Annotated in this window: 21 protein-coding genes, 1 tRNA gene and 2 pseudogenes; 11 read left to right on the forward strand and 13 right to left on the reverse strand. The window is 50.1% G+C overall.

Going from position 1 to position 25,798, the window contains the following annotated elements:
- Positions 1-11 precede the first annotated feature (11 nt).
- On the forward strand, positions 12-488 hold the full coding sequence (locus ACR0DT_RS13430) for a RidA family protein (protein WP_480711229.1): 477 nt from the start codon (positions 12-14) through the stop codon (positions 486-488).
- A gap of 247 nt (positions 489-735) precedes the next feature.
- On the opposite strand, the gene ACR0DT_RS13435 is transcribed toward ACR0DT_RS13430, so the two are convergent.
- The 3 genes from ACR0DT_RS13435 to ACR0DT_RS13445 form a co-directional block, all read right to left on the reverse strand.
- Complete coding sequence (locus tag ACR0DT_RS13435) at positions 736-1,362, reverse strand: LysE family translocator (RefSeq protein ID WP_480711230.1); 627 nt, start codon at positions 1,360-1,362, stop codon at positions 736-738.
- Positions 1,363-1,685: 323 nt separating this feature from the next.
- Positions 1,686-2,096 (reverse strand): DUF4345 domain-containing protein, encoded by a 411-nt coding sequence (locus ACR0DT_RS13440; protein ID WP_480711231.1) that lies wholly within the window; start codon positions 2,094-2,096, stop codon positions 1,686-1,688.
- A 136-nt stretch (positions 2,097-2,232) separates the two neighbouring features.
- Complete coding sequence (locus tag ACR0DT_RS13445) at positions 2,233-3,090, reverse strand: LysR family transcriptional regulator (RefSeq protein ID WP_480711232.1); 858 nt, start codon at positions 3,088-3,090, stop codon at positions 2,233-2,235.
- A 507-nt stretch (positions 3,091-3,597) separates the two neighbouring features.
- On the opposite strand from ACR0DT_RS13445, the gene ACR0DT_RS13450 reads away from it, so the two are divergent.
- Positions 3,598-4,587 (forward strand): cyclase family protein, encoded by a 990-nt coding sequence (locus ACR0DT_RS13450; RefSeq protein WP_480711233.1) that lies wholly within the window; start codon positions 3,598-3,600, stop codon positions 4,585-4,587.
- A gap of 135 nt (positions 4,588-4,722) precedes the next feature.
- Positions 4,723-5,049 (forward strand): antibiotic biosynthesis monooxygenase family protein, encoded by a 327-nt coding sequence (locus tag ACR0DT_RS13455; protein ID WP_480711234.1) that lies wholly within the window; start codon positions 4,723-4,725, stop codon positions 5,047-5,049.
- Between the two features lie 227 nt (positions 5,050-5,276).
- On the opposite strand, the gene ACR0DT_RS13460 is transcribed toward ACR0DT_RS13455, so the two are convergent.
- Positions 5,277-6,152, reverse strand: a complete 876-nt coding sequence (locus ACR0DT_RS13460; protein ID WP_480711303.1) for a LysR family transcriptional regulator — start codon at positions 6,150-6,152, stop codon at positions 5,277-5,279.
- 117 nt (positions 6,153-6,269) lie between these two features.
- On the opposite strand from ACR0DT_RS13460, the gene ACR0DT_RS13465 reads away from it, so the two are divergent.
- Both ACR0DT_RS13465 and ACR0DT_RS13470 read left to right on the forward strand, forming a co-directional pair.
- Complete coding sequence (locus tag ACR0DT_RS13465; RefSeq protein ID WP_480711235.1) at positions 6,270-6,695, forward strand: DoxX family protein; 426 nt, start codon at positions 6,270-6,272, stop codon at positions 6,693-6,695.
- A gap of 49 nt (positions 6,696-6,744) precedes the next feature.
- Positions 6,745-7,656, forward strand: coding sequence for a LysR family transcriptional regulator (locus tag ACR0DT_RS13470; protein WP_480711236.1), 912 nt, complete (start codon positions 6,745-6,747; stop codon positions 7,654-7,656).
- Here the strand turns inward: ACR0DT_RS13470 and ACR0DT_RS13475 are convergent.
- Positions 7,640-8,393: pseudogene (locus ACR0DT_RS13475) on the reverse strand (IS5 family transposase). The gene ACR0DT_RS13470 and the pseudogene ACR0DT_RS13475 overlap by 17 nt on opposite strands.
- A gap of 235 nt (positions 8,394-8,628) precedes the next feature.
- Between ACR0DT_RS13475 and ACR0DT_RS13480 the strand changes: the two are divergent.
- Both ACR0DT_RS13480 and ACR0DT_RS13485 read left to right on the forward strand, forming a co-directional pair.
- Entirely contained in the window at positions 8,629-9,483 is an 855-nt protein-coding gene (locus tag ACR0DT_RS13480; protein ID WP_480711237.1) for an arylamine N-acetyltransferase family protein, read from the forward strand.
- A 61-nt stretch (positions 9,484-9,544) separates the two neighbouring features.
- A complete protein-coding gene (locus tag ACR0DT_RS13485) occupies positions 9,545-10,723 on the forward strand; it encodes an ABC transporter substrate-binding protein (RefSeq protein ID WP_480711238.1) in 1,179 nt (392 codons plus the stop codon).
- A gap of 53 nt (positions 10,724-10,776) precedes the next feature.
- Here the strand turns inward: ACR0DT_RS13485 and ACR0DT_RS13490 are convergent, their stop codons facing one another.
- The 3 genes from ACR0DT_RS13490 to ACR0DT_RS13500 form a co-directional block, all read right to left on the reverse strand.
- Positions 10,777-11,373, reverse strand: coding sequence for an MSMEG_1061 family FMN-dependent PPOX-type flavoprotein (locus tag ACR0DT_RS13490; RefSeq protein ID WP_480711239.1), 597 nt, complete (start codon positions 11,371-11,373; stop codon positions 10,777-10,779).
- 103 nt (positions 11,374-11,476) lie between these two features.
- The gene (locus tag ACR0DT_RS13495; RefSeq protein ID WP_480711240.1) at positions 11,477-11,887 is read right to left on the reverse strand and encodes a hypothetical protein; all 411 of its coding nucleotides are present in this window, start codon (positions 11,885-11,887) and stop codon (positions 11,477-11,479) included.
- 171 nt (positions 11,888-12,058) lie between these two features.
- On the reverse strand, positions 12,059-12,682 hold the full coding sequence (locus ACR0DT_RS13500; protein ID WP_480711241.1) for a glutathione S-transferase family protein: 624 nt from the start codon (positions 12,680-12,682) through the stop codon (positions 12,059-12,061).
- 746 nt (positions 12,683-13,428) lie between these two features.
- Here ACR0DT_RS13500 and ACR0DT_RS13505 point away from each other — a divergent pair.
- Positions 13,429-14,475, forward strand: a complete 1,047-nt coding sequence (locus tag ACR0DT_RS13505; protein ID WP_480711242.1) for a hypothetical protein — start codon at positions 13,429-13,431, stop codon at positions 14,473-14,475.
- Positions 14,476-14,552: 77 nt separating this feature from the next.
- Here the strand turns inward: ACR0DT_RS13505 and ACR0DT_RS13510 are convergent.
- Together ACR0DT_RS13510 and ACR0DT_RS13515 are read right to left on the reverse strand one after the other, a co-directional pair.
- Positions 14,553-15,306 (reverse strand): annotated as a pseudogene (locus ACR0DT_RS13510) (IS5 family transposase).
- A gap of 124 nt (positions 15,307-15,430) precedes the next feature.
- Complete coding sequence (locus tag ACR0DT_RS13515; protein WP_480711243.1) at positions 15,431-15,976, reverse strand: hypothetical protein; 546 nt, start codon at positions 15,974-15,976, stop codon at positions 15,431-15,433.
- A gap of 737 nt (positions 15,977-16,713) precedes the next feature.
- Between ACR0DT_RS13515 and ACR0DT_RS13520 the strand changes: the two genes are divergently transcribed.
- Positions 16,714-18,099: an MATE family efflux transporter gene (locus tag ACR0DT_RS13520; RefSeq protein WP_480711244.1), complete on the forward strand. Its 1,386-nt coding sequence runs from the start codon at positions 16,714-16,716 to the stop codon at positions 18,097-18,099.
- Positions 18,100-18,662: 563 nt separating this feature from the next.
- Here ACR0DT_RS13520 and ACR0DT_RS13525 read toward each other — a convergent pair.
- The 3 genes from ACR0DT_RS13525 to ACR0DT_RS13535 all read right to left on the reverse strand — a co-directional run bounded on the left by ACR0DT_RS13525 (position 18,663) and on the right by ACR0DT_RS13535 (position 22,083).
- A complete protein-coding gene (locus tag ACR0DT_RS13525) occupies positions 18,663-20,204 on the reverse strand; it encodes a YfjI family protein (protein WP_480711245.1) in 1,542 nt (513 codons plus the stop codon).
- Positions 20,205-20,526: 322 nt separating this feature from the next.
- A complete protein-coding gene (locus tag ACR0DT_RS13530; RefSeq protein WP_480711246.1) occupies positions 20,527-21,843 on the reverse strand; it encodes a DUF6538 domain-containing protein in 1,317 nt (438 codons plus the stop codon).
- Between the two features lie 150 nt (positions 21,844-21,993).
- A tRNA-Ser gene (locus tag ACR0DT_RS13535) sits at positions 21,994-22,083 on the reverse strand.
- 474 nt (positions 22,084-22,557) lie between these two features.
- Between ACR0DT_RS13535 and ACR0DT_RS13540 the strand changes: the two genes are divergently transcribed.
- Positions 22,558-23,451, forward strand: a complete 894-nt coding sequence (locus ACR0DT_RS13540; RefSeq protein WP_480711247.1) for a FecR family protein — start codon at positions 22,558-22,560, stop codon at positions 23,449-23,451.
- A 106-nt stretch (positions 23,452-23,557) separates the two neighbouring features.
- Complete coding sequence (locus tag ACR0DT_RS13545; RefSeq protein ID WP_480711248.1) at positions 23,558-25,792, forward strand: CHASE2 domain-containing protein; 2,235 nt, start codon at positions 23,558-23,560, stop codon at positions 25,790-25,792.
- The last annotated feature ends 6 nt before the right edge of the window (positions 25,793-25,798 follow it).

Here is a 25,798-nt window from a genome sequence, read left to right on the forward strand (position 1 = left end):
GGAGACTATTCATGCGAAACGTTGTCCAAGCCATTGGAGCTATTACGATGTTCACACTTTCAACCAACCCGGGTTTGGCCGGTGAAATTCAAACCATCAATCCGTCGGCGCTCTATGATCCTGCGCCAAACGGATACAGTCACGCGATGGTATCAAACGGTCTTGTTTTCATTGCGGGTCAAGGCGGTGAGAACCAGAAAGGCAATCTCGCGCCTGATTTCGAGACGCAGGTCGCCCAAGCCTACCAGAACCTTGCCACAGCGCTTGCGGCTGCTGATGCAGGTCCCGAGCAAGTGGTCAAACTCACCACCTACGTCGTTGACCACGATCAGACGAAATTGGCGGTGTTAACACGTCAACTCAAGTCGGTCTTCGGAGATCATCTGCCGACGCAGACGTTAGTGCCAGTACCAAGACTTGCCCTCGACGGAATGCTCTTCGAGGTCGATGCCATTGCCGTTCGGGATTCTGGCAACGTTCAGCGCTGACTTGTCCAGCCGCAATTGAAAATGTTGGGAGGCACATGTGCGGGTGCCTTCCTGATCAACCAGGCAAGAGAGATTGCCAATGGCGGCTTGGATTTACTCCGTCCGCCCAGAACACATTTGTGCCGAAGGTACGCTGACAGAAGTCATACTCTGCTTAAAATTGCATCCTAAGCTTTTCTGTGAGGAACGCAGCGTGTCGTGCAAGACTGACCCAAACGTCAGGCAATTCTGACTTTGGGCCTCACGATTAACGCTCTTGCATCGCCAGTCGAACGCCTAGTGCGCAATAGATGCTGCCGACAACTTTGCCTTGCCATTTAAGAACAGTTGGGTTGCGGCGCAGAAAGTTGCCAAGTCCACCAGCCGCGACCGAACAAACAATGGTGCTGAAAAACCCAATCAAAGCAAACACGACACCCAAAACGGTAAGTTGAAGTATTACGTTGCCTTTTTCCGGTGCGACGAACTGAGGTAAAAACGCCAAGAAGAACAAAGCCGTCTTGGGATTCAAAACCTCCGCCAAAATAGCTTGCTGAAATGCTTGTGGGGCGGTGATCTTCACTCGGCCCTGCCCCAGATCAACTGGCGCTTTCTCAAGGATCGCTTTCAAGCCGAGGTACACGAGATAACCCGCGCCGATATACTTGACGATTGTAAACAGTGTAGCAGATGCTGCGATTATCGCGGAAATGCCGACCACGGCCATAATCGTATGCAGGAAATCACCGGCAGTAATACCGGCCCCCGTTGCAATGCCAACCTTGGTGCCAGACGTTGTTGCTCGCGCGACGGTCAAAAGGGTTGCAGGTCCGGGTATGAAAACAAAGCCCAGAACAATCAGTGAATAAGTCATTAAAACCGTAGGGTCGATCATGCTGCATTCTCCATAGTAGCTTTGCCAAGAACCCAAAAGGCTCAGCGCTTTTCCAATAGGGCGAGTTAACTCAAGATATGCTCAAGTGGCGGGCATCATTCGATTTCCCGCAAAATGATCTTCTACTATTTGCTCATTGAAAGAACACGGGAATTGTTACCCTACAACGGGGGGCCCATCTTTTCGCTGCTTCTAAAATGCAGGAGCAGTATAGTTTTTACATCACTTTGAAAGGTAGTGAAAAACAGAATAATGCGCATCGACAGCCAACTCCGGCACAATCTTAAAATGACTTTCCGGTTTCAGGCACCTTGCAAAGCACCTTACAAACTAACTTGTCTCGCCTCAGTCCGCAAACTAAGTGACACTAGCGCAATAATTCCAACCGATAACTCCAATAGTGTGACAACGAGCAATCCGGCAACCGGCGCACCATCGATTAGTAAACTCCAAACTCGCCCTACTCCAAAGGACGTATAGATTAACGCCGTTAACGCCGTTGCGTAGTTACGCCAACGAGAAATCTTCAGCGTTGCCAGCACAAATAGGCCGGAGAATAGCAAAAATGCCCCAGGAGCTCGGATTTCACTTAACAGGTTTGGGTTAGTCCCAAGGTCAACGCCATTCTTTGTGTGTAGAACGTCAGGGGCGAATAACATTGTTCCTCCTGCACCGACTATCATAGCGCCAGCGACCAACAAAAAGGCGGATTCAGCAATAGGTCTCTTTTTCATATCAAACTCCGTTCAATTCAGCAGGTGGTGGGTCCGTCATTGACGATATAGCTGCTCCACCAATCTTTGCTGAACACACGTAGAGGTTTGAAATATATGCGAAAAGAAATAAAATCGCGCATAGGGTGCGCATTTTTTAAACACCGGAAGAATGCAACTTAGCCAACTGAATAAACGCTTGGACTTTCGCCGTACGATGCATGTCCACGTGCGTGACCAGCCAAGTCGCCTCATGCCAATCTTCCTTCGGCTCAACAAGTTGCTTGAGGGAAGCCTCCTCGGCGCGGAGAGATGGAAGAAAACCAGCACCTAACCCACTTCGCACAGCAGCCCAGAGCACCGGCAGTCTGTTGCTTCGGAAACCAACTGCCCGACTTGGAACGTTGGCAGCTAGCCATTCAAAATAAGGAGACTCAGGCGCATGAATTGTTGGCCCCACTAAGCAGTTGTCTGGCAGCTGATTTAGGTCTTCCGGCCAGTCTGTTTCTTGCTGAGCAAAAAGGCCCATCCTAATTTTCACAAAAGGTATCACCACGTTGTCTGGGTGCTGGGGCTTTGGGCCAATGCGCAGAGCAATGTCGGCCTCGCCATATTCCAAGCGCAGTTTTTGGTCGGATCCAACAACTTCAATTTTCATTCCTGGATTGGCAGCCTGGAATGACTTTATGACCGGGAGTATTAGCGGTGCTAGATCATCCACCAACGTGATTTTTAGCGTCCCTTCCAGCCTTTTCCCCTGAGCATTGGCCCGCAATGCAAGCTCGTTGAAGTGAGCTTCGGTAGCATCCGCCATATTTAGGAGTTCTTGTGCCAATGGCGTTGCGGTGAACCCGTTGGGGTGCCTAAGAAACAGTTTTGCACCCAGTTGCTTTTCTAGTGCATCAATGTGCCTGACCACGGTTGCTCTATGCAAACCTAGCGCTTCTGCAGCAGCACTTACTGTGCCCAATCGAGCCACAAAAGCGGCGGTTCGAATGTCATTCCAGTTTTTCATCAAGTTTCTCTTGCCTTAGCAGACAATTGCAGGGTTGTTGTTTTGTTTTCACTTTGCGGCCCCGGCACTTCAGAAGAGTCGCAAGCGGTCCTTTGGCACCCGAAGTTTGGTTCGAGCAAAAGAGGTAAATTATGCAGCCTGAGTTTTGGAAATTGCAATGCACTATGTGGCATCGTTCAGGCGTATCGTTTCCCACTCTTGACTTGATAGCATGCGATGCCCGCTTTTTAAAAAAGTGGTGTCTTGAAGCGACTTTGGACTATGCCACTGGGCTCTGGTTCATAGTTCTCGGCGTCCACCCTCATAGGCCAACAATTTGGCGATGATCAATTTCCGCGCAGGCGCTGCGCGTCACAGAGCCTCGTTTGCAGTTTTTTTACTGCCATATCTCCGGAGCACTAGGGTGCACAACTTGGATGGCTTTGAGGGAAACTGGGCGCGGATCATTGATCCAATAGTGCAACTCGGATCAATCAAAGCAACCACCAGACTAATAAGGAAAACCAAATGTCAAGACGATCGAAAACTGCTGCTCTGTCAACGGTTGCTTGCCTACTAGTGCCGGTAATGGCAACGGCAGGAGAACTGAAATTCTATGATCTTACACAACCTATTCCTACCTTCGAACCTCTTGCCAGCGACCCGTTGAAGCCTGATCTGTCGAAACCGGTAGGAGATAGCAAACCAATTGCAGGCTTCTATCACCAGGCAATTTTGTACCCTGCTGATATTTGGCCCACCAATGAAGGTGAGTTCCTTTCGGCAGCCATACTTATTCAAGAACACAATGGTACGAGCTTTAACAGCCCAAACCACTATTTGAACAACAGTGACAGCCTATCAAAAGGCAGTATTGCAAATGATCAGAGGCGCGCCACAGAGGAGTTAACAGCTGAAGACCTAACCGGCAAAGTGGTCATGATAGATGTCTCTGATCGCGTGGCAGCGGAACTGCAGAAAAACGATGGGCTCCCGCACCTTGACAAGTCGATTACTGATTTCTCTGACACTTCGCAAGCGACCGTGCGTGCAGCGGACATCGACAATGTTGCCGATCAAATTGTAGACGGCGCTTGGGTCGTGGCCAATCTTGGCTGGGGACAATTCTACGGAATGGGCGGCGAAGATTGGGAAGCGGCGGGGTACGTCAACGGTCTCAACCATCCTGGCTTCACAGAAGAAGCGCTCGATCGACTCATCGAGATTATGGATGAAAAAGGTGTCCGCATATCAGGCATCGCTACTGACAGTCTGAGTGGAGACTCCGGCGATGGAGTCCGCGGGTCGTCCGACGACTGGTCAGACTCTTGGCCCGCGCATGTCAAGCTATACCAACGTGATATCTTACTGGTTGAGAACCTTGCAAATGTAGACGAACTTTCAGCAGCCTCTAAGAAAGGTGACTGTTCGCTCATCGTCGGCGCCTTGAACCATGTTGGCGGGACAGGCGGCCCTGCTCGAGTTTTTGGCGTCTGCGACGGTGACAAAAACGGTTAACCCCTACTCCATAATGGATTGCCCGATCAGAAAAATAGTCGTGCGGTCCTCAGCCTAGCTGATCAACGACACTCATGTGTCACTAATTCCGAACCACTATAAATCTCGCTTCTCAAGCGTAAGTTAGGAGAATGTATGTCTCAGAAAGCGGTAGAGCTCGCGGAAATAAAGCTCAAAGATGGTATTAGGGTCGAAGACCTAATGGCGGCATCTCAGAGACTACAGGTAGAGTTTCTGGATATGATGAAGGGCTTTATCAAGCGTGAACTTTTGCAACTAAATGAAAGGGAATACGCTGACCTTGTATATTGGGAAAGCCAAGAAGATGCTCAAGCGGCTTTCAATTTGTTCACTGGATCTCCTGCCTGCCTTGAGTTCTTGGCCTTGATGGAATTTGATGAAAGTGACCCAGCTGCCGGTGTTTCACTTTATAGGTCTATAGAGTCTTACGGCACCGTTTGATCCGCTGTGCCAAGTCACTCCACATAAAAGCTGAGATATCCGTCGCTCGTTTCGAGCGGCGGTTTTCTATGCCAGAGAGCTTCACCAAAGCTCTGGTCTTATTTGTTTTGGACAGTACTTACTCATTAAATTTGAACGACTTTTTACAAACGCAGAAAGCAATCCGTTCGAAACAGTTTACAGTTACTGTGGATGCTTTGGCTGAAAGTAGCACAGGAACTTAACTTTCACTTTGACTGCCTTTTCATCTCATTCTTTAGGTAATCTACAAAGACTCGGACTTTGGGAGGTAATAATTTTGAACTGCTGTAGAGCACTGAAATATCCAGCGTACTATTGATTGCGTCGGGCAAAATTTGCACCAGATCACCACTCTCAATGTCATCCTCCACAGAATAGAGAGGGCATTTTGCGATGCCCCCACCAGCAAGCGCATACTGTCTCGCTGCCTCCGCGCTATTCACGGATATCTGCTCAGGAAAACGTAGAAGAATGGTGTCACCCCCTACATTAAAAGTCCAAGTTCCGTTGTCGCGAAAATTAGTATCTATAACGCACTTGTGCTCTTTGAGATCTGATGGATGATTGAGTTTTGGAGCACCAGATAGATAACCAGGAGAGGCGCAAAGCACTACTGAAGTCGAAGCTATCTTGCTAGCAATCAAGCCTGAGTCTGCTAGGCGCCCAATTCTAATCGCTAGATCAAAGCCCTCTTCTACTATCCCTGCATAATGATCACTGAGACTTAAATTTACCAAAATGTGGGGATATCGTCTCTGAAACTCAACAAAATGCGGCATCAAGCACTTTTCGGTGAAGGTCGTAGGTGCGCTAATACGTAATCGGCCCGACGGAGACTCATTGTCTGGATGCACCAAAGCCTCAAGTTCATCAACGCTTGCCACTAAGGAGACGCACCCTTCGTAGTAAGTAGTACCCGCCTCAGTTAAACTCACTGCTCGTGTTGTTCGATGCAGCAAGCGAACACCTAAATGCTCCTCCAACTTGGCAACTTGCTTTGACACAAGTTTGCTCGACAGGTTCAAACGTGCTGCGGCCTCCTTGAATGAACCAGTAGCCACTACGTTCACGAAGCACCTCATGGCCTGCAGTGTGTCCACGATTACCTCCAAAAAACCGGTACTGAAACGCCCAAAGTAGCCATTATCTCAGTCGGTGACGAGTGCTAGTTCGTCAGTTGCACAAGCAAGGAGACAGGCATGATAGACAAGGACTTGGCACCGTATGCGGCGTTACTTCTTCGGGTCACATTGGGGGTCCTATTTCTAGCTCACGCGGCAACTAAAATATTAGTTATTACTCCAGAAGGTACGGCTCTATTTTTTATTAGCATCGGACTACCGGGCCCCTTAGCATACGTTGTAATAACTGCCGAGATAATCGGTGGCATAGCTCTGGTGCTTGGCTACCATTCTCGGATCGCAGCGATGGCTTTGCTTCCCATACTCTTTGGTGCAATCTTGTTCGCTCACGGTGCAAATGGATGGCTTTTTTCAAATCCTCACGGAGGTTGGGAGTATCCTGCTTTTTGGGCAGCTGCGCTGGTTGTGCACGCAATGACCGGAGAGGGGGTTTTTTCGATCCGGTCTTGTAAGTTGAAGTTCTCTCTGAACCGAGCGAGCTAGTCACCCGACTTTGCTTAGCTGACTACTCTTAAAATTCAGGGTAAAGCCTATGAACAGTGCATCCGCAATAAGTCACTGGAACGAAATTCGAACCGCTGCAAGTGTAGCCAAACTTGGCACGGTCAGTGCCGCATCTTCACAGTTAAATGTCCATAGAGCCACGATAACTCGCCACATTGATAGTTTGGAGACGTCATTGGGGGTTCGGTTGTTTTTGCGGCACCGTAGCGGGTACACAGCGACCAAGATAGGACAAGAATTACTTCGCATCGCCGAAACCACAAGCATGCAAGTTGAGCGCGTCAAGAGAATGGTTGAAAGTGAAATAGCTGGGCATTTGGGTACCATTACTATTTCCACTGTCGAAACACTAAGTCCGCTTTTGCTGCAGCTTATCGGTGACTTAAAAGCAAATCACTCCGGTTTGAGTATTTCCATCATCTTGACTGACGAAATTCTTAAGTTGGAAAGAGGCGAAGCGGATGCAGTGCTGAGGATAGGTCCCAAGCCAACTGATCCGGACAATGTTGTGATTTTCGTAAGAAAACTAGAAGTCGGTTTCTTTGCACCTTTATCTATGGGATCTGATTGGGGAATAGAAGACTTGCCTGATGGTTGTGTTGCGGGTGCTTCAGATAATGCACCGTCTGTTCCCTACTTGAACTGGCTCGAAGAAAATATTCCCTCAAAGTCAATCGGGATGCGTAGCAGCAGTATTCCAGTCCTTTGGGACTTAGTGCGAACTGGAAAGGCCGTTGGTTTTTTACCACGTGAATTGGCAGACCCGGCTCTCTTGACTGAAGTTTTTGCAACACAAGATTCTTGGCAGGAGGACATTTGGTTTGTGACGCATGTGGATATGCACCGATCCACACAAATTCAAGAAGTCGTCAGACTGCTAAAGTCGAGATTGCGCGAAAACGGGTTCACCCTCGGCTCAGGACTCACAGCCAATAGATGACGGTTGTAGCAAGGGCTATTGCGGAGAGGAAAACCTTAGGGCACCTGTCGTATCGGGTTGCCACGCGGTGCCAATCCTTGAGCCTCCCGAACATGGTCTCAATGCCGTTTCGCCGTTTGTACCGTCGATTGTCGCACTTCACCTTCGTCTTGCGTTGTTTTCGACCGGGGATGCACGCACGTATCCCTTTGTCTTTCAGCGCTTCTCTGAGCCAATCGGCGTCGTATCCAGGATCCTCAAGGAGCCATTCCACCTCGGGCAAGATGTTCAGCAAGGCACACGCGCAGATGTAGCCGCTGACCTGACCGGCGGTAACAAACATGTTGAGTAGCGGCCCTGGCTGTCGCAGATGGCGTGCAGCTTGGTGTTCAAGCCACCTTTGGTTCGGCCAATCAGGCGGCCACGCCCCTCTTTTTCGCTGCCATGCTGGTCGCTGTTCGAAAGGCCTTGAGATAAGTCGCGTCAATCATCACGGTCTTCTGTTCGCCGCGCTCGGCAGCCAGACCAGCCATCATCCAGGCAAAGACAAACTTGTCGTTCCATCGTTTCCAACGGTTGCAGCGCGTCTAGCGGGCCATATTCCTTGGGCCACCCAGCCAGCGTAAGCCATTGCGATTAATGAAGACAATTCCGCTCAATACCCGCCGATCATCGGCGCGCGGCTTGCCTTGGGATTGCGGGAAGTAAGGCTTCAGACGCGCCATCTGCGCGTCGGTCAGCCAGAAGAGATCAGACATGTTCACCGCTCGTTTTGCGAACCGTGAAGCACGCAGCAAGGCCGAAATCAATGGGTCCTGACCCTAGTTGCTCCAGTCTGATTAGCTTGAACATGCATGTCGATTTTACGCGCATCAGATGCGCAAGTGTGCGCCTTTTCCTCACTTTGCTGCATACAAATATGGTCATTCATCAAGCCGCAAAAAACGAGCTTGCAGTGCCTATCATGCTTTTGCGTAGATCGAGAGAATGACCATGACAACCGTAGACCTGGAACTTTATTTCAACAGAATCGGCTTTACTGGGGACCCTTTGCCAAACCTTGAGGTGTTAGAAGCGCTGCAGCTAATGCACCTCCAGAGCATTCCGTTCGAGAATGTAGATCCGTTTCTAGGAATACCCGTTTTTCTATCTCCCATGGCGCTGCAGCGAAAGCTCATTGAGAATAAGAGAGGAGGCTACTGTTTTGAACACAACTTACTTCTTAAGAACATTTTAGAACAGATTGGTTTTTCTGTCTCCGGGCTTGCCGCGAGAGTACGATGGCAAGTCGAAGCAGGCACAGTCACTCCCGCTTCGCATATGATGCTCAAAGTGGAAGTAAACGAAGTAGATTACCTCGTAGATGCCGGCTTTGGGGGCCAGGTTCCAACACTGCCCCTAAAAATTATCCCCAACCTCATTCAAGCTACACCTCATGGAGATTTTCGTATTGTCGTCGAAAACAATTACTTTGTGCTCCAGGCAAAAGTCATTGATTCGTGGCTGCCGGTATATTCATTTGACTACTCCGAACGTTACCAATCTGACTATGAGGTGATTAACTATTACCTATGTAATTCTTACGACTCCCATTTTGTACGCAACTTAATGATTGCTTTGCCTGCAGAGGGTCATCGAAAATCGCTTAGAACCAACATGGTTGGCCCGCGAGGTCGAAGTCGGTCAGAAAACTCTATCGTCGGTACTTTCAGAAAGTCTAGCGCGAACGAACCCTCAATTTCACGCGACCTTAATAGCGCCTTTGACGTCATTAAGGCGTTGGAAACTGAGTTTAGTTTGCCAAACTTAAGCTCAAGGAGACTTGCCACCAAATTGGGGGCTTCGTGATTTTCTAGAACTCACTGGGGCGCAATAGATTCGATATATATTGGGGCTTTGTCGGGACAACATGCGTGAGCTGTTGGAAGGTGAAACACTGACCCGTTTTAGATCGTTTCAGACACGTGTAAGGATTCAAGAATTGGTCAATAGGCGCGGTGCTATTAAGTTGATTGGAGTTGCTGCTGGAAGTTTGCTAGCGGCTCCTGCGCTATCAACCCCAAAAAAGATAAAGGTAGGGGCACTTCGTCTTACTACTCACTCGGGAAGCTTTGTGGCTTTGGAGCGCGGCCATTTCGCTGAATTGGGTTTGGACGTAGAACTGGTTTTTTTTCAATCTGCGTCCTCAGTTGCCTGTGCCGTCGCGAAGGGGGCTATAGACTTTGCTGTCTCTGCAATAACAGGGGCAATGTTGTCGCAAGGGGCCGTTGGGAAAATAAAACTAATAGGAGGTGTACTCTCGGAAGAACCGGGGATTGAGGGGCAAAAGGTACTAGTGTCAAACGCCACCTATAATTCAGGCGTAAAATCTTTAGATGCACTACACAAGAGAACATTTGCCGTTACACACATTGGCTCATCCTTTCACTTTGTAGGATCAAGACTGGCAGAACTCAAAAGCCTTGAGCTTAGTTTTCTGCCCCTTCGGGAGCTACGAATAATCGAAGGAGCAATGAGGGGCGGAAGTATCGAAGCTTGGAGCATGATACCCAGTGTTGCTCAACCACTTTTAGCATCCGGCGTCGCTCGATCCATAGGTAGTGTCGCGGATATTCTACCAGATTATCAAGTCACAGTGCTTTTTACCTCTCCCAGGGAAGTTGAGAACGACGTTGGCAGAACTAAGGCTTTCATAAGAGCGTTCTCTGTAGGAATTCGCGATTATACAAGTGCACTGATTGAGCATCGAGAAGAGAAGGAGGAAATCGTTGATATTATTCGACAATACGTCTACCCAGGTCAGCCTAAAGAACGTGCATCAAAGAATATTGAAACGAGCGCAATGCGCTTGAACCTGAATGCAACGCTTAATTTGAAATCAGTCGAGGAACAGCTGAACTGGCTGCGCCGTGAACGGTTAGTTAGCCCGGACCTTACAATGGATGAACTAATTGCCTCGTCTGTAGTAAACTCTAGTTCTGAGCCAGTGCACAAGCTTGAGCCAATGAAGCACGAGAATGCCTCAAAGCTTGGCAATACGTATGAAGTTCCCTCAGAATTCAGGCGCGAACTGCCAAAATTTACATAGATGAGCCGATCTCTAACCATCGAGAACACTAAAAAGACCCTTGTACAGATCGTCTATTCAGGAGTGTCACTATCACGATTGCCTGTGTGTGCCTGCTCATTCGAAACCACGCCCATCTGAGAATGATCTCTAACCATGTCATACAATTGAGCGACTGGGCGATCTAAGGGCCAAGTGTCCGGTTGCCATAACCCGCTCCGAAGAGGAGCCTTACCGCAATGTAAAAAGATTTCCTCAGCAAATATACGCATCACAGTTTTAGGCATTCGCCCCTTAAAAGCGAACTTGCCGCATAAACTTGTAGCGTCACTTATTTCAGCGGTACCGTTGACGCGGAGTGTTTCCATAACCGATGGGATCATGAAAAGGATAGCAACTTTCGGGTGGGCCAATATATTTAACAAGCCGTCAATTCGTCTGTTTCCTAGGCGATCTGGAATCAGGAGTGTAGTTTCAGATTCGACTTCCACGAATCCAGCAGGATCCCCCTTAGGTGAGATATCGAGGTTCGTCCCGTCGGAAGTCGCCAAGACAAGGAAGGGCGCATGATTGATAAACTTCAGACAATGGTTATCAAAACGCGAGATCACCTTTGCTTTGGCATGTAGCGATGCTTCACCATATATTTCTCTGAGCTTCTGTGGCGTCATTTTGCCCCCCCCCTTAAACTCTGAAGTAACTGAAAGTATTCTTCCACCTTAGTTTAGGTCGATAAGGCTTCTGACCATCCAATCTTACTATGCACAAACTCAATTAACTTTTTTGGATACTGAGGCCATTCAACTGCAGGTGGGCCATGTACCCTACGCAGGTTAGATATGCACCGGTTATTAGAAACATAACTGCCGTAAAATGAAGTGCCCCGTTGTTCAATTTTGGAGCTCTTGTAGTTTGGCCGGGAAACACTATTAGTGCAGCTCCTTTTACTACTGCTGCGAGCGCAACCAACGACACAACAGTTTCCTGCAAAGTCGCCCATTCAAAGTGACAAGCAAGGCCAATACCACCGACGATGAAGTGTGAGGCACCTGACAAATTAACCAAGATAGGGTCTGCGGTTGTCTGCCCTAAAAGCATTTTTAGGTAGAAGTCTTGAGATAAATAGAATCCAGCTCCAGTCAGCAACAAATAGGGCCCAACAACAGATGCTATGAATTCAGTCATTCTTGAGTTCACCGATTGCCTGGTTTCCAAATTTAGGCTTAACACCAGCAACTTGCTGCGTCCGACCTTATTTATTCCGCAGTAACTTCCGAGTAAGATCTTTACGAAACAACTAGCTTAGGTAAGAAATTGTCATTTTTGCAATTTTCTCGCGAAATCGAAACCGATAGCTCAAATTTCCATCCCAGCTAGCACTGCTGGTCGCGAACATACACTGTCATACCAAAGACTAAGGTTTTCGTAGTCTCGCAATGTAAGATCAATGCTCGGATCCTCAAACCGAGCCACCCAAGGGAACATTGAAACATCAGCTATTGAGTATCTTGGGCCTGCGAAGTAGGCGGTCACAGACAATCTGTTGTCCATTACCGCGTACAAACGTTCAACTTCCTCGCGGTACCTGTCCAATGCATAAGGAACCATTTCGCGAGCGTGGCTAAAGAAATGGTGATACTGCCCAAACATTGGCCCGACGTTCGCAAGTTGAAACATTAGCCATTGCATGACTTGAGATTTTTCTTTCGAGTTAATTGGAAGCAATGGGCTTTCCGTTTTTTCGGCGAGGTACAATAATATAGCGCCAGATTCGAAGACTACGTGCTTACTGCCTCCTGGGCCATTCTTATCAACCAAAACGGGAATCTTTGAGTTTGGGTTTAAGGCCACAAATTTTTCATCGAATTGATTACCTTTAATTATATCAACGACGATAGTTTGGTAATCTAAACCGATTTCCTCTAGCATTATTGCGACCTTACGGCCGTTTGGAGTACCGTGAGTGTATAATTCAATCATTTTCAGAATCCCAAAGCCCCTTGCGCTACTTCTCGATACCAAACCGCTATTATCCCGACGTGCTATACACCAAAATTTGACACGTTAGGCTGAACACACTTAGGGCAGCGTGGTTTCAACATACGAACAGATACAAATATAATCAGTACTTTCTTCCGCAGCCAACTATGAGAATCTGCGCATATGCTGCTGAAATTTGCGACACTGGATTAGCAGCCAAGGTTTAGTTCGGAACAACCTATGTTGGTTTTTATTTGCAGCCTCAATATCCGCCTCTTCACTTATTCGGCCAATTTCAACGTCAATACTTCTGGTCAAGAATTCAGGCTTATCAGTCGAATTAGAACGGGGGAGATAATTGGTAGCTAAATTTCAACAAATCTGAAAAGCTATACTATGAAACTGCCAGCATATTTTCAGCCAAAAAAATGAGTGATCTGAGAAAAGCGACCATACCAAAACGCATCCTGTGCTTGGACGGGAGCACCCCACTGATCAAATCGAAAAATTTCCACAAATATGCCGCTTCGAGTTCAACTCAATGGATCTCAAGCGAGCATGGGATGAGCATCCGCGCCCCTTTCGAAATCTGGGTCTGCCGCAGACATTGCTCCTGCATCCGGGTGGTTTGAAGACCCATCATTAGAAAAGAATATTGTGGTGCATGAGATGCGCCAGGACAGCTTCAATGTTGGGTCGTGTCAAACGATTTCAGGAGCAAAAATGAAGTTACCAAGTGAGGCAGCATGCTTACAGAAACGGCAATAAACAAGTTTACTGGATCAATAGGGAACAAGGTTTTTCTTATCTTAGCCAACATCTCGTACCCGTACTCCCTTTATTTCTTCTTTGTTCACCTGTCAGATTCCAAAGACGGCTCCTGGGTTGCTGTTCTGGCGGCATTGTGTGCTTTCCTAGCGGCAATATTAGTTCCTGCCTTAGGATTGTTGGTCGTGTGGGCAGCAGGAAAGAATATTGAGCGCAACCGAGGTGCTCTGTCTCTGCGCAGGTTTGCCTACTTTTCGGTTGCAACCCCTCCCTTGTATACGGCGACCGGTGTAGTCTTGTTCACGATTGAAGTCCCTGGTCGTGACATAGTTGTATGGTCAGTTGGATGGCTCGTTGTACTAATATTTCTTCTCGGTACGCGATCTGGATCAACTCAGAAAAAAAACGACGAGAAAGGTATTCCCCCTGAATGGCTTAGGTGGGGACATGGTATCGCCGCAGCGCTTTTACTGATCGGCTTTGTTTTTCTCCACTTGGCAAACCATTCAGTTTCTCTGATTGGCACTGAAACACACGCAAATCTTCAAAGCTATCTAAGGTTGTGGTATCGATCCAGACTAGTGGAACCTGTACTTGTTCTTCTTGTCCTATGGTTGGTTATTTCCGGGATCTGGTTGGCCCGATTTCGGACGATTAGCTTTGTTGACTGGTGGGGCACGGTCCAAACAGCAAGCGGCGCTTACCTTGGAGCTTTTTTGTTTAGCCACCTGACCGCAGCGCTAATTATGGCCCGAATGAAATTCGGCATCGACACCAATTGGGTGTGGGCATCTGGATCGCCAGTTGGCCTTTTAGGCGATCCTTGGAACGTCCGGCTAATACCACACTATCTATTGGCTGTGGCAGCTGTGATCACACACGCCGCGTGTGGACTACGTATAGTTCTCCTAAGTCATGGAATTTCAACCGAGAAAACTAAGTTGGTGACACTTGTTGTCGTAGCCTGCGGACTTACGCTTTCGGGCATTTTGACTTCCGCACTGTTAGGACTGCGACTTATCTGACGCATTAACAGGTTGCCGTTCGGATTTTTTTCCCAAAGGCAGCCACCTACCCCATACATGTAAGCTCGGCTCAGGACTCACAGCCAATAGATGACGGTTGTAGCAAGGGCTATTGCGGAGAGGAAAACCTTAGGGCACCTGTCGTATCGGGTTGCCACGCGGTGCCAATCCTTGAACCTCCCGAACATGGTCTCAATGCCGTTTCGCCGTTTGTACCGTCGATTGTCGCACTTCACCTTCGTCTTGCGTTGTTTTCGACCGGGGATGCACGCACGTATCCCTTTGTCTTTCAGCGCTTCTCTGAGCCAATCGGCGTCGTATCCAGGATCCTCAAGGAGCCATTCCACCTCGGGCAAGATGTTCAGCAAGGCACACGCGCAGATGTAGCCGCTGACCTGACCGGCGGTAACAAACATGTTGAGTAGCGGCCCTGGCTGTCGCAGATGGCGTGCAGCTTGGTGTTCAAGCCACCTTTGGTTCGGCCAATCAGGCGGCCACGCCCCTCTTTTTCGCTGCCATGTTGGTCGCTGTTCGAAAGGCCTTGAGATAGGTCGCGTCAATCATCACGGTCTTCTGTTCGCCGCGCTCGGCAGCCAGACCAGCCATCATCCAGGCAAAGACAAACTTGTCGTTCCATCGTTTCCAACGGTTGCAACGCGTCTAGCGGGCCATATTCCTTGGGCCACCCAGCCAGCGTAAGCCATTGCGATTAATGAAGAAAATTCCGCTCAATACCCGCCGATCATCGGCGCGCGGCTTGCCTTGGGATTGCGGGAAGTAAGGCTTCAGACGCGCCATCTGCGCGTCGGTCAGCCGGAAGAGATCAGACATGTTCACCGCTCGTTTTGCGAACCGTGAAGCACGCAGCAAGGCCGAAATCAATGGGTCCTGACCTTAGGGAGATTTAGGCCGTTCGACCATGCCACCAATGTATTGACTACCGTTAGCGAAATAGCTAGCTCGCAGTGTCGCCAAGAGACTTGGCTATTTTTTGCATTGTTTGGATATTGCAATAAGTTGCATATCCCAGAGATCGTTTTATTCCAGGCAAAATAGCAGCGCCGTTCATTGCAAAGCTAATCTCAATCAACCCAGCTTCACCAAACGCATTTCTAACAATTTCTCGAGCTTCCGGCTCATCTTGCCGAAGCCCTATCACCCAATCTGTTAGTCGCGCAACTGCGGCAATTTCGGCTGTCAATTCTGAGTAGTCCGCGACAAGAAGCTTTTGCACATTCGATGTTTTGATGCCGGCGTATTGCGCCAAACGGATCTCAGCCTCGACACAAGTTCCACAATCGGCTGCAATTGCACCTCGCAATCGCGCTGCGTGATAAGCTAACGGAGGAACATTCTTATTTGGATCGAGAAAACTGAAAATCTTATTGTATCGCGATAGCAATCCGAAGTCTATTTCCGCGATGTGGTGGACATAGGCGAAATCAACACCAATTCGGCGTTCAGCACGCCCTATAAAGTATCGGGCTAAGTTCGTTAACATCAGGAGTTTCCTTTTCCTCGGTTTCTGCTTTTTGTTGGGTCGCACAGGGTTGCTAAAAGAGGCGCGTCAGTCAGTGCTCCATGAGGCAAGTCCTGCGCAAAGCTAAAGTTCCTTTCCTTCCCACTCTTTCTAGTCACTCAATTTTGTCCGGCAGCGATGGGATGAATGATTGTTGTTAAACTTGGTCGACCTTGGTTCAACTAGAGACCAGCTTAACGTAGGGAATACTGCGCTGGGTTTGGCAACTATTAGACCAAGCAGCCGTCCACCAAGAAGCTACCTGCTTTCGTGTCATGCGACTTTTGAAGTTTTTCACCTGGCAGCTCCCGATCACGTTGATAGAGGACAGTTTCAATGTGTGGAGCTAGTTAGAGCGATTGTGGCATTGTTGACAGTGATAGAAACGCGCAGAAGGTGCGCTTATTTGCTGCTACTACGGTCGAAATCTGGAACTCGGATTAATTCGCCACAGAAAGTGAAACAAGTCAGCTGACCCAAGCAGCCGCGACGTAACGACTAAGCACCTACCTACGGTCAAATACTACGCACGATCGATCCAAAGTTGCCAATAAAATCAATATTGAGAAGCTGGTGCACCCGCAGTTCTCATTCGATTAACTGTCCTATTTTACTTAGATCGCACAGCTACAAAATCGCGCACCCCTAGCGCGTTTTACAGCCTTTTTAGCGATGTCGCGCAATCGAATATTAGGAGGAAACCAACCAGGCGGCTTCGAATGAAAATTGATCAAGTGATTCTACCCGAACCGACTTTGCTCCGGCGAGCGACAATGGAAGCTCGGAATATCGTGTCTTTGGCTGTTCCTATTATTATCGGAATGGTTTCCGGAGTACTCATGGTGATGATCGATACGGCGATGATTGCACCGTTGGGCGCAGATGTGGTCGCAGCTGCTGCCTTGACGACAAGCGCCTTTATTTTCATCAATTCTGCCTTGATTGGTTTTACGTCGGTGATCGGCGTGAACATAGCTCAAGCTGTGGGCGGTGAAGACGACAATGCGGCACGGATCGCAATAATAACAGGCGCAATCGTTACAATTGGAATTGGGCTAACCTTAGCGCTGGCGATGCTTTTCGCAAAACCTCTCTTCGCAAGAACTTCTCCCTCCGAAATAGTATTGGAGCTTCTTTGGCCGTACTGGATTATCCTCGCCACAGCAATGGTTCCACATGCACTTCTTATGCTGTTGCGTGGAGTTTATAACGCGATCGACCGATCGTGGTATGCGCTCGGCTTCACGCTTCTGGGAGTGTTGATTAATGTCCCGCTAAACGAGATTTTTATTTTTGGGGCAGTCGGTTTCGAGGGAGCTGGGCTTGCTGGGGCGGGAATTGCGAGTGCCATATCAAAGTGCATCGCGCTTGTGGCTATTCTCGCCCATTTTCAGTTTTCAGACACACTAAAAATCTACCGTAGTTGTTTCAAGTTTTCTCGCAAGGACATAAAAAAACTACTGGTTCAAGGAACCCCCGTTGCCATTGGTAGCGTCGGCGAGGGTGGCGCATATTCTGCTACAGGAATGTTGGTCGCTACGCTGGGCACTACCGCTCTGGCGGCCCACCAAGTCGTACACTCGGTAGGCGTTGTATTCTATATGGTCCCAATTGGCCTTATGATCGCGGTTTCGATCCGAACCGGCTACGCTGTAGGCTCCAAGCAAGTTGAGCGCTTAATTCCGCTCTGGGTTGCTGGGCTTTCAGTTGTTTTCTTTTGGTCAGCTTTGACATTGTTGTTCGTCCGTAAATATAGCGAACAGATAGGGATGTCACTTAGTCCAGACGAGAGTGTTTTACATTTGGTTGGCCCTATGTTTTTGGCGATGGTATTCATCCAATTTGCCGACGGACTCCAGTCGATTTCGCTCGGAGCGTTGCGAGGACTGTCGGACAATTTGATCCCCAATCTTATTACAGTTTCGATCTACTGGGGTGGTGCCTTGCCAATAGCTTATGTGTGCGGAGTAACTTTAGGTTTTGGCGCGTTCGGTGTGCTCGTTGGGTATGGAGCAGGAGTCATAATCACAACCATAGTACTGCAATTTAGGCTAGTTCTAATTGCTCGCAGAAACCGTGCTGAAGTTGATCGGAGAGTGTTCTGAGACCAGTATTTAATCTCTGAAAGTGAAGATCACGGCTAACAATTCCTCGAACACCAAAACTAGTTTCGACAATTGACTCTGCCCCTTTTCCAGACTGCTGGGGCGCAGAAAACTAGCAGCAAGAATTGGGGCGGGACAATAACAACCCCAACCCAAATCTAGCTAGTTCGAAACCTGAACGCCTACGGACACAGCGCGGCGCAAACAAACCCACGTTACATCCCCCGAGAAGGACCCAAACCGCTAAGCCCACTCTTGGGTGTTCTTTCATCACCCTCCTAAACGCCTCCATCTCAGCTTCTTCCCTGGTAAACCCCTGGTCAAATTCTAGTATTGCCGCTCTCTCCTCGAATGCGTGAAGTGCAACCGGGTTTAGAGCCATGTACTTTGCGACAAGCGACATTTGCGACTGGCGCTGCAATGGCCCTTGGTTGCAGGCACTGTAACGGGCTGTTGAGTTTGTTAGCGCGGGTTTTGGAGAATAGAGTTCATTTTGAGTTGGACCGGGTACAGGCAATACACGCGGATCCAAAACATCTTCATCAAGGTCAAAACTGAACAGCTTACTCATAGTGGCACAGCCCCCATGCTTCACGGGTCTCATGCCCATTGATCACAGTTCCGACCGGCAATTCACAAATGTGCCGATGCTCTGCCAGAATGCACAGCAGGCGTTTTATAGTTTTAGTATCCCTAATCGCACTTGGTCCAAATCTTACGATCGTTCTCTTGTCGAAAGGCTCGACTGGATACCGCGCCTTTAGCCAATCAAGCAGTTCCTGTGCCAGTTCCAAAGATTTATCGACTGGACCTGCATCTAAGAGCCGCTGAGCTTCTGCAATGTACCAAGAAGCGAGTTTGATACCGCATGCAATGTCCCGAATGGACAAGGACTCTGCGTCTGGATCTGAAAAAACCGCCAGAACACCGGCAATTCGTACTGCTTGTTCGGCTGCCTTGGATGCAAATCCAGTTATGTGCGACAGAGTTTCATTTGGAAGTTGTTGGGCTTCAACTTTGTTTGCAAATCGTATCAAGAGTGCCTTCGCATCAGGATCTAAAGGCAAAACTCTCGGCTCAAGCTCCAAGTGATTTGCTCCGGTATCTTTGGATCGGCGCAGTAGTGAAGCCAGCTGATTGTGGTATTTGGAAAGCTTACTTTCAGCCAAACGCCGTTTTTCTAGATAGTCATCGGAAATGACAATGAGCCGTTTGCCAATTCGGCTTTGGGGCCAAGCGATGAGCATGCGAGAAAGAAGCCCCTGATCTCGTAGAACATCGTTTCGCAAGACACTTTCCGCGATACCTGGTTGAATCATCAAATGAAGAGCTCCGCGCCTGCGCCGATATGTGACTTGCGGGGAACCGGCTCTGGTGCGGTTTAGGGGTGCTGCGTCCCAGAGTTTTGATAACCCGGCTGCGGTCTTGAGCTGATTGTCCTTGCCCATACCGTGTCCGCCAAAGAACTGGCCACCTTCGTCGGCGAAGATACCAATCGAGGGATCGCCGTCTTCGAAATGGCGAAGAACGCCTTCAAACGTAATATCGGGCAGTAGCTTTCGAGGTACGACAGGTGGAACAGGCGATTGAGGGGCGGCGTTTTCGACGACGCAACCTTCCTCTGTCTGCGCCTTCAGCGCTTGTCGTTTCATGTTTTCGTATATGGACAACTCGAATTCGTATGCTCTTCGAGCGTCTTCGTAGGCCGGGGCTTGAGCTTCTTCCCAGTCCTGAATCGGCTTGGATGCGAGTTTATCACAAGACGATTTTCTTTCCCCCGAGGATGCAATGGTAAGCAGAAATAGACTCAAAGGAGCTGAACCAGCCAAGGTTTCTACGTCACGGATATGCTGCGTCGCAAGTGACGCCATCGCCAAAACCGACTGGAACGCAATTTCAATTGGCGCATCAGTTAGGAATGCTATTGCCTCAGTAGCTTCCCGCAATGCACCAAGATCATCGACGGGCAGAGCTAATCCTAGGTCTCTTTGGCGCAGAAGGGGTTCCGGTGCTTCGTTGTTCGGGTGGGTTTTTGCGGCAGACGCAAATTGGTTTGAAACAAAGGTTTCAGACACAGCTTCGCCCTTGCCTATTTTCATAGACATTTTTTGAATCCTTCAATTTTAAGCGTAGTTCGATGTGCGAATTACGTCAGCGCCCGCTGGCCACTGTGGGTAATTGCTTTCGCCCAGACGTAAGTTCATTCAAGGCATAGACAAAGCTTGAAGAACGATGCGCATCCAATGGAGAAACTGGACAGAAAGTCAGCAAGTCGTTAATCGCAAGATTAATCGACTTCTGAGTTTTCTGGTCTGAATGAGTTCTTTCGTTGCAAGTGGTGTCATGAATGACCTCCGTGTATGTATGCAACAATCAAATAATAGCAGATTTTATTGATAATTTGTTACAGCACGGTTCGTTGCCATTCTAAAATGCGATCATTGCCAACGCTTCTTTTCGCATCTTTAAACCTCCACCAGTTCCATAGACTGGCCGGGCATATTTGTGCCCCAAGATATCCGCACGCACTCGATCATCGACCCCTGCACTCAACAGTGCATCTTCAACATAGTGCCTCAAACTATATACCGTGTGCTGCGGTGTTTCTTTCAAACCGTTCGTTTCCAGATACTTGTTGGCAACTCCAGACCAGGCGTTAGCCTTATGAGCGTATCTTTTGATACCACCTCGGTGGACGATGCGCGTTGCAGCTGCCAAGGATATTCCCAAAAGTGGAATATCACGCGCAGAGTGTCGTTGTTTGAGTTCACGTCCGTGAGCGGCCACGCGAATGAACGGGATTTCGCATTCGAGACAAAAGTCTTCTAATGGACAAGACAGTACCTCCGAGGGGCGCAATCCTGTATTGACAAGCACCAATAGCGTATCTGCGGCTTCAGCATTCAGCCCTTTAAACGCGCCGGTCTCCAATAGCTTTGTGTTAACCCACTCCTTTGAAAATGGAGGCCGGGAAATCACGGGATCCACTGATTTGTCAAAGCGCAACCGAGCAAAAGGGTTTTCAAGTGAGTGGTGACCCTTCAGTTCACACCATTCACGAAAAACCTGAGAGAGGTGGCCAAAATCTTTGTTCGCCGTCTCCGCTCGCGTTTCCCCTGATTGAACTCGCCTCGACCACCATTCGCGAAACGACAACGCATCCTCGCGGGTGATCTTATCGATGCCAGTAGCCTTTCTTTTGGGAACTGCTCTTTCGAAATTCGAGACAGCTCGCTCTCGAGGTAACCACCAAAGATGTCGCTGTTGATCCGACTTGCGCATATGTCGTGTCTTTGTGAGTTCAGCGTATTCTTGGAGAACCTTGCGCAATGGGGGCAGAGCAACATTTACGCTGCCTAGAAGCGCCTCAACAACTTCTGGCGGCTGGCGCGAACACGCTGTTCCCGCTGCCGCCATTAAGCGCGGCAGATTCTCATCAAAGGTTCTCTTTAACAATACATCGCACGGAACATAGTCAAAACCATGCGCTTCTGAGATCTGTTTGGCTGCTTGGTATTTCTCGTATGCCAGAGCTTCCTCGCCCAATGCCAAGAATTGCCACTCCGCTCTTTTTAGTTCTTCGAGCTCAAAAGCTTTGCGCTTGGCCACACTCAAATCCGCTGTTCGAAGTGCTTGCCTGATCTGCTTTACTGGCTGCCCACTCTTGCCCAGTACTTTGCCAAAGAGATGCTTTGGGACATTCATTACGAAATAATAGCGGCCTCGATCCAATGTGACGCCCATAGCAGTGCACTCCTTCAAATTCCGCATTTATGCGGGAATCTATGCGGGATTTCATGCGGGAAACACTGGCAGGCGCTGGTTAAAGAAACCTTACGCGCTTGAAAATAATGCGTTTTTTCCGGAAGAATGCCCATGATATGAGCAGTTTAATGGCGGAGACGAAGGGATTCGAACCCTCGAGACCCTTCCGGGCCTACTCCCTTAGCAGGGGAGCGCCTTCGACCACTCGGCCACGTCTCCGCTGGCCGGTATATCCTTGCCTGTCACCCGGATACAAGACGATTTTCTGCACCTCGTTCACTTTTCTCATTTTCATCGCAAACACACCCGCAATCAGCGAGAAATCCCCCCATAAAGGAGCGGTAACACTAAATGGACAGGTGCGAAGATTTCCTTCAACCAGTCCGCGCTGGAGAGCTCCGAACAGAAAACTTGCCAGATATGCAGACTATAAGGCATATTTGTATGGATTTATTAATGTACAATTCAATAATATGAATTCATTGAGGCACAAACCGAGCGGTGGGCGCGACGCGCTCAGCACCTATCTGTGGGGGAAGGACGTTAGGTTTGGCTTGGTTGAAATTGTTACTCGTTGCTTGTTGTGTTTTGCTTCTGCCGTCACAGGCCTTGGCCAATATAGGAAAAGTCATCGGCGTCGAGCAAGGCGCCAACATAACGCGCGCGGGAAAATCGCAGCCATTGCGCGCAGGAATGGATGTTGCATCCGGTGATTCCATATCCACGGATGGCAGCGGCCTTGTTCAGCTAATTTTCCTTGACGAAACCAAGATCGCGATTGGCCCGAATGCCCGTATGACGCTAGATGTGACAATGCTGCGCGGTAACAAAAAAGCCAAAAACTTTGCGGTTCAGGCCCTGGGCGGCAGTTTTCGCTTTATCTCGGGTAAAAGCAAAAAACGGGCCTACTCGATCCAGACATCCACTGCGACCATGGCCGTACGCGGCACGACCTTCGATCTATGGGTCGTTCCTGGTACGCAAAGCGCCATGCTTGTACTGCAAGGCCGGGTAGAGATTTGCGGTCAGAGCGGTAATTGCCAAGAGAGCGGGCGCAGATGCAGCCTTCTTGCGACCACACAGAGTGGAAAAATCGGGCGCCCAGCCAATGAGGAAAGTTATGAACAGGCAGTGCAAGACGGATTTCCCTTTGTCCAGTCGCAGGAACAACTGCTGCTTCCTTTGCAAGCGAATGTGACGGGTTGCGGGAAAGATGCCCTGACCCCTTTACCGCAAAGGTCAGAGACGCGCGCATCCGCACCGGACAGGGCTGAACAGGGTGAGGTTCAAAGCTCTGCGGCTGAACGTGAAACCAAATCTTCGTCGCCGCCGGGTAACAACAGCGGCAACGTTGGCAGCGGCAATGGTGGTAGCGTGGGTGGTAGCACCGGCAACGGCAACGGTAGCGGCGGCAATATCGGAAACGGCAGCGGCAGCGGTGATGGCAGTGGCGGTTCGATCGGGGGCGGCTCAGGCAGCGGCGGGCCGGGCAGCGGCGGCACGATCGGTGGTGGCGGAACAGGGGGATTTGGCGGCGGAGCCGGCAGTGGCACCACTGGCGGTAACGGCGGCAATAGCGGAGGTTGAGGTCACTGACGCCCCGCTACATGACATCAGTTCGGTTGATGTCGTGGCGACGTGCGCTCTTCAGGCGTAGGCCCATCCGGGCTGACCACGACACTCGGAGGCAAACGTGATCGGAAAGCCCAAGGAACGAACAGGGCGACGGCGGGCCTTTCAGCTAGTCGGACTGGGCCTGATCCTGTTCGGGTGCTTCATCCGAGCTCTCGATCCATATCCGGTGCGGATGACGCGGCTGATCTATTTTGACATTTTGCAACGCATCTCACCGCGCGAATACAACCCGGATTTGCCGGTCCGCGTGGTGGATATCGACGAACAATCGTTGGCGAACTGGGGTCAATGGCCCTGGCCACGGACTCTGCTCGCGCAGATGGTCAAGAACCTGGGCGAATACGGCGCCGCCACAATCGCCTTTGACATGCTGTTTGTTGAACCCGACAGGTTCTCACCCGCACGGCTTCTACAAGAACCCTCCCTCTCAGGGGTTCTGTCGGTCGAGCGTCACGCCGAGAAGCTGGACCATGACGTTCTGTTTGGAATGGAAATCGCCAATTGGCCAGTCGTACTGGGCGCTGCTGCCCGGGTATCCAGCGACGGCAGGCACGTCACGCCTTTGGCCGGTATCATCGAAATAGGTGAATCGCCGACCTCGGGGCTAGTCAACGTGCCACATTGGACCCCTCCTGCCCCACCGTTGGACCGAGCGGCAGCTGGGATCGGAGGGGTCAATGTCTCGCCCCTTGGCGGTATGGGCATCGTGCGTCGTGTACCCGTCCTGTGGGGCGGGCCAGACGGTGCGCTGCCGGGTCTGGCGACAGAGGCGCTGCGCGTTGCCTTGGACGAGCCCATCATCATTGCCGAAGGCATGCCGGACGAGGCCGGCATCATGCTGGCGGTCGAGGTCGGCCAGTTTCGCCTGCCGACCACCGAAAATGGCGAGGTCTGGGTCAGGTACCGGCGTGACAATCCGGATCTGTATCTATCAGCCGACGAGGTCATGCAGCCACAGGACAATCCTGATCTGCGCGCCGAAATCGAAGGCCGGATCATTCTGGTCGGCACATCGGCTGCCGGATTGTTCGACATGCACCAGACTCCCCTAGGCGAATCCATTCCCGGCGTGTCGATCCATGCACAGATTCTAGAACAGGTCCTGACCGGTGAAATGCTAAGCCGGTCGGACGTGACAGCAGCCCTAGAGCTGCTGTCCTTTGTCATTCTTGGAGTCGTGGTTACAGCTGTCATGGCGCGATTTGGTGCGGTCGCCTCATTCGTTGCGGGCGGCGTGTCGGCGGCGGTTGTGCTTGGCATCAGTTGGATGGCCTTTCAGAACCAGTTAATCCTGTTCGATGTCACCTTCCCTCTGATGGGGGGGATGGCTAATTTTGGCCTGCTGGCGGGCTATCTCTTTATCTCGACCGAACGCGAGAAACGTGTGATCCGGCAGATCTTCTCCCACTATGTCGCGCCCGAGATACTGGACGAAATGGAGGGATCCGGGCATCGGCTTCAATTGGGCGGCGAGACGCAGGAAATCACTGTCATGTTCTCGGATATTCGTGGCTTTACGCCTTTGTCCGAGTCAGTCTCGGCCACCGATCTTGTCACTTTGCTGAACCAATTGTTTTCTCAGATTGGCGACCAGATATTACAGGAACGGGGTACCATCGACAAATTCATCGGCGATGCGGTGATGGCCTTTTGGAACGCGCCCCTGCCGGTCGAAAACCACCCATGCCGCGCTGCAAATGCGGCGCTGTTGATGCGGCAGGCACTGGTTGAATTCAACGCCTCGGATGTCATGAAGGGCCGACCACCGATTGCGCTGGCAACAGGTTGCGCCACCGGCCGGGCCTGCGTTGGCAATATCGGCTCAAAGCGCCGGTTCAACTATACAGTGATCGGGGATGTGGTGAATGTTGCGGCACGGATCGAACAAAGCTGCCGCCATGTCGACTACGACATTGTGGTGTCCAGTTCGGTTTATGAGAAAACCCGGCACGAGATGGCAATGCTTGAGGCTGGGTATGTCGATCTTAAGGGTAGAACCGACCTAGAGCCCGTCTTCGTACTGGTGGGTAATCAGGACGTGCTGGAAACGCCCGCCTTTCAGAAACTGGAATCAACACACCAAAGGCTGGTCGCTGCCATTCGGGACCGTCAACCGCAAGATCACGTCGAAGAGATATGCGAGGATTGCGTCGCACAGGCCCACCATATCGAGCCCGGTTTGATGAGGTTCTACTATGCGCTATCCGGCAGGGCGGCAGATTTCCGGTCGGACTACCAGTCCAATCAATTGATCTTCAGCCACCGGGGGCAGGCCAGAAAACCATCAGCCTGAGGTCCA

The organism is Ruegeria sp. BI11 (genome assembly GCF_056538005.1).

Excerpts from the sequence above, each read along its gene's own strand:
- ACR0DT_RS13495 (WP_480711240.1), bottom strand. The coding sequence starts at position 11,887 with ATGACTGAATTCATAGCATCTGTTGTTGGGCCCTATTTGTTGCTGACT.
- ACR0DT_RS13445 (WP_480711232.1), bottom strand. The coding sequence starts at position 3,090 with ATGAAAAACTGGAATGACATTCGAACCGCCGCTTTTGTGGCTCGATTG.
- ACR0DT_RS13465 (WP_480711235.1), top strand. The coding sequence starts at position 6,270 with ATGATAGACAAGGACTTGGCACCGTATGCGGCGTTACTTCTTCGGGTC.
- ACR0DT_RS13430 (WP_480711229.1), top strand. The coding sequence starts at position 12 with ATGCGAAACGTTGTCCAAGCCATTGGAGCTATTACGATGTTCACACTT.
- ACR0DT_RS13470 (WP_480711236.1), top strand. The coding sequence starts at position 6,745 with ATGAACAGTGCATCCGCAATAAGTCACTGGAACGAAATTCGAACCGCT.
- ACR0DT_RS13500 (WP_480711241.1), bottom strand. The coding sequence starts at position 12,682 with ATGATTGAATTATACACTCACGGTACTCCAAACGGCCGTAAGGTCGCA.
- ACR0DT_RS13520 (WP_480711244.1), top strand. The coding sequence starts at position 16,714 with ATGAAAATTGATCAAGTGATTCTACCCGAACCGACTTTGCTCCGGCGA.
- ACR0DT_RS13440 (WP_480711231.1), bottom strand. The coding sequence starts at position 2,096 with ATGAAAAAGAGACCTATTGCTGAATCCGCCTTTTTGTTGGTCGCTGGC.
- ACR0DT_RS13485 (WP_480711238.1), top strand. The coding sequence starts at position 9,545 with ATGCGTGAGCTGTTGGAAGGTGAAACACTGACCCGTTTTAGATCGTTT.
- ACR0DT_RS13505 (WP_480711242.1), top strand. The coding sequence starts at position 13,429 with ATGCTTACAGAAACGGCAATAAACAAGTTTACTGGATCAATAGGGAAC.
- ACR0DT_RS13460 (WP_480711303.1), bottom strand. The coding sequence starts at position 6,152 with ATGAGGTGCTTCGTGAACGTAGTGGCTACTGGTTCATTCAAGGAGGCC.
- ACR0DT_RS13450 (WP_480711233.1), top strand. The coding sequence starts at position 3,598 with ATGTCAAGACGATCGAAAACTGCTGCTCTGTCAACGGTTGCTTGCCTA.
- ACR0DT_RS13455 (WP_480711234.1), top strand. The coding sequence starts at position 4,723 with ATGTCTCAGAAAGCGGTAGAGCTCGCGGAAATAAAGCTCAAAGATGGT.
- ACR0DT_RS13530 (WP_480711246.1), bottom strand. The coding sequence starts at position 21,843 with ATGGGCGTCACATTGGATCGAGGCCGCTATTATTTCGTAATGAATGTC.
- ACR0DT_RS13525 (WP_480711245.1), bottom strand. The coding sequence starts at position 20,204 with ATGTCTATGAAAATAGGCAAGGGCGAAGCTGTGTCTGAAACCTTTGTT.
- ACR0DT_RS13515 (WP_480711243.1), bottom strand. The coding sequence starts at position 15,976 with ATGTTAACGAACTTAGCCCGATACTTTATAGGGCGTGCTGAACGCCGA.
- ACR0DT_RS13540 (WP_480711247.1), top strand. The coding sequence starts at position 22,558 with ATGGATGTTGCATCCGGTGATTCCATATCCACGGATGGCAGCGGCCTT.
- ACR0DT_RS13435 (WP_480711230.1), bottom strand. The coding sequence starts at position 1,362 with ATGATCGACCCTACGGTTTTAATGACTTATTCACTGATTGTTCTGGGC.
- ACR0DT_RS13490 (WP_480711239.1), bottom strand. The coding sequence starts at position 11,373 with ATGACGCCACAGAAGCTCAGAGAAATATATGGTGAAGCATCGCTACAT.
- ACR0DT_RS13480 (WP_480711237.1), top strand. The coding sequence starts at position 8,629 with ATGACAACCGTAGACCTGGAACTTTATTTCAACAGAATCGGCTTTACT.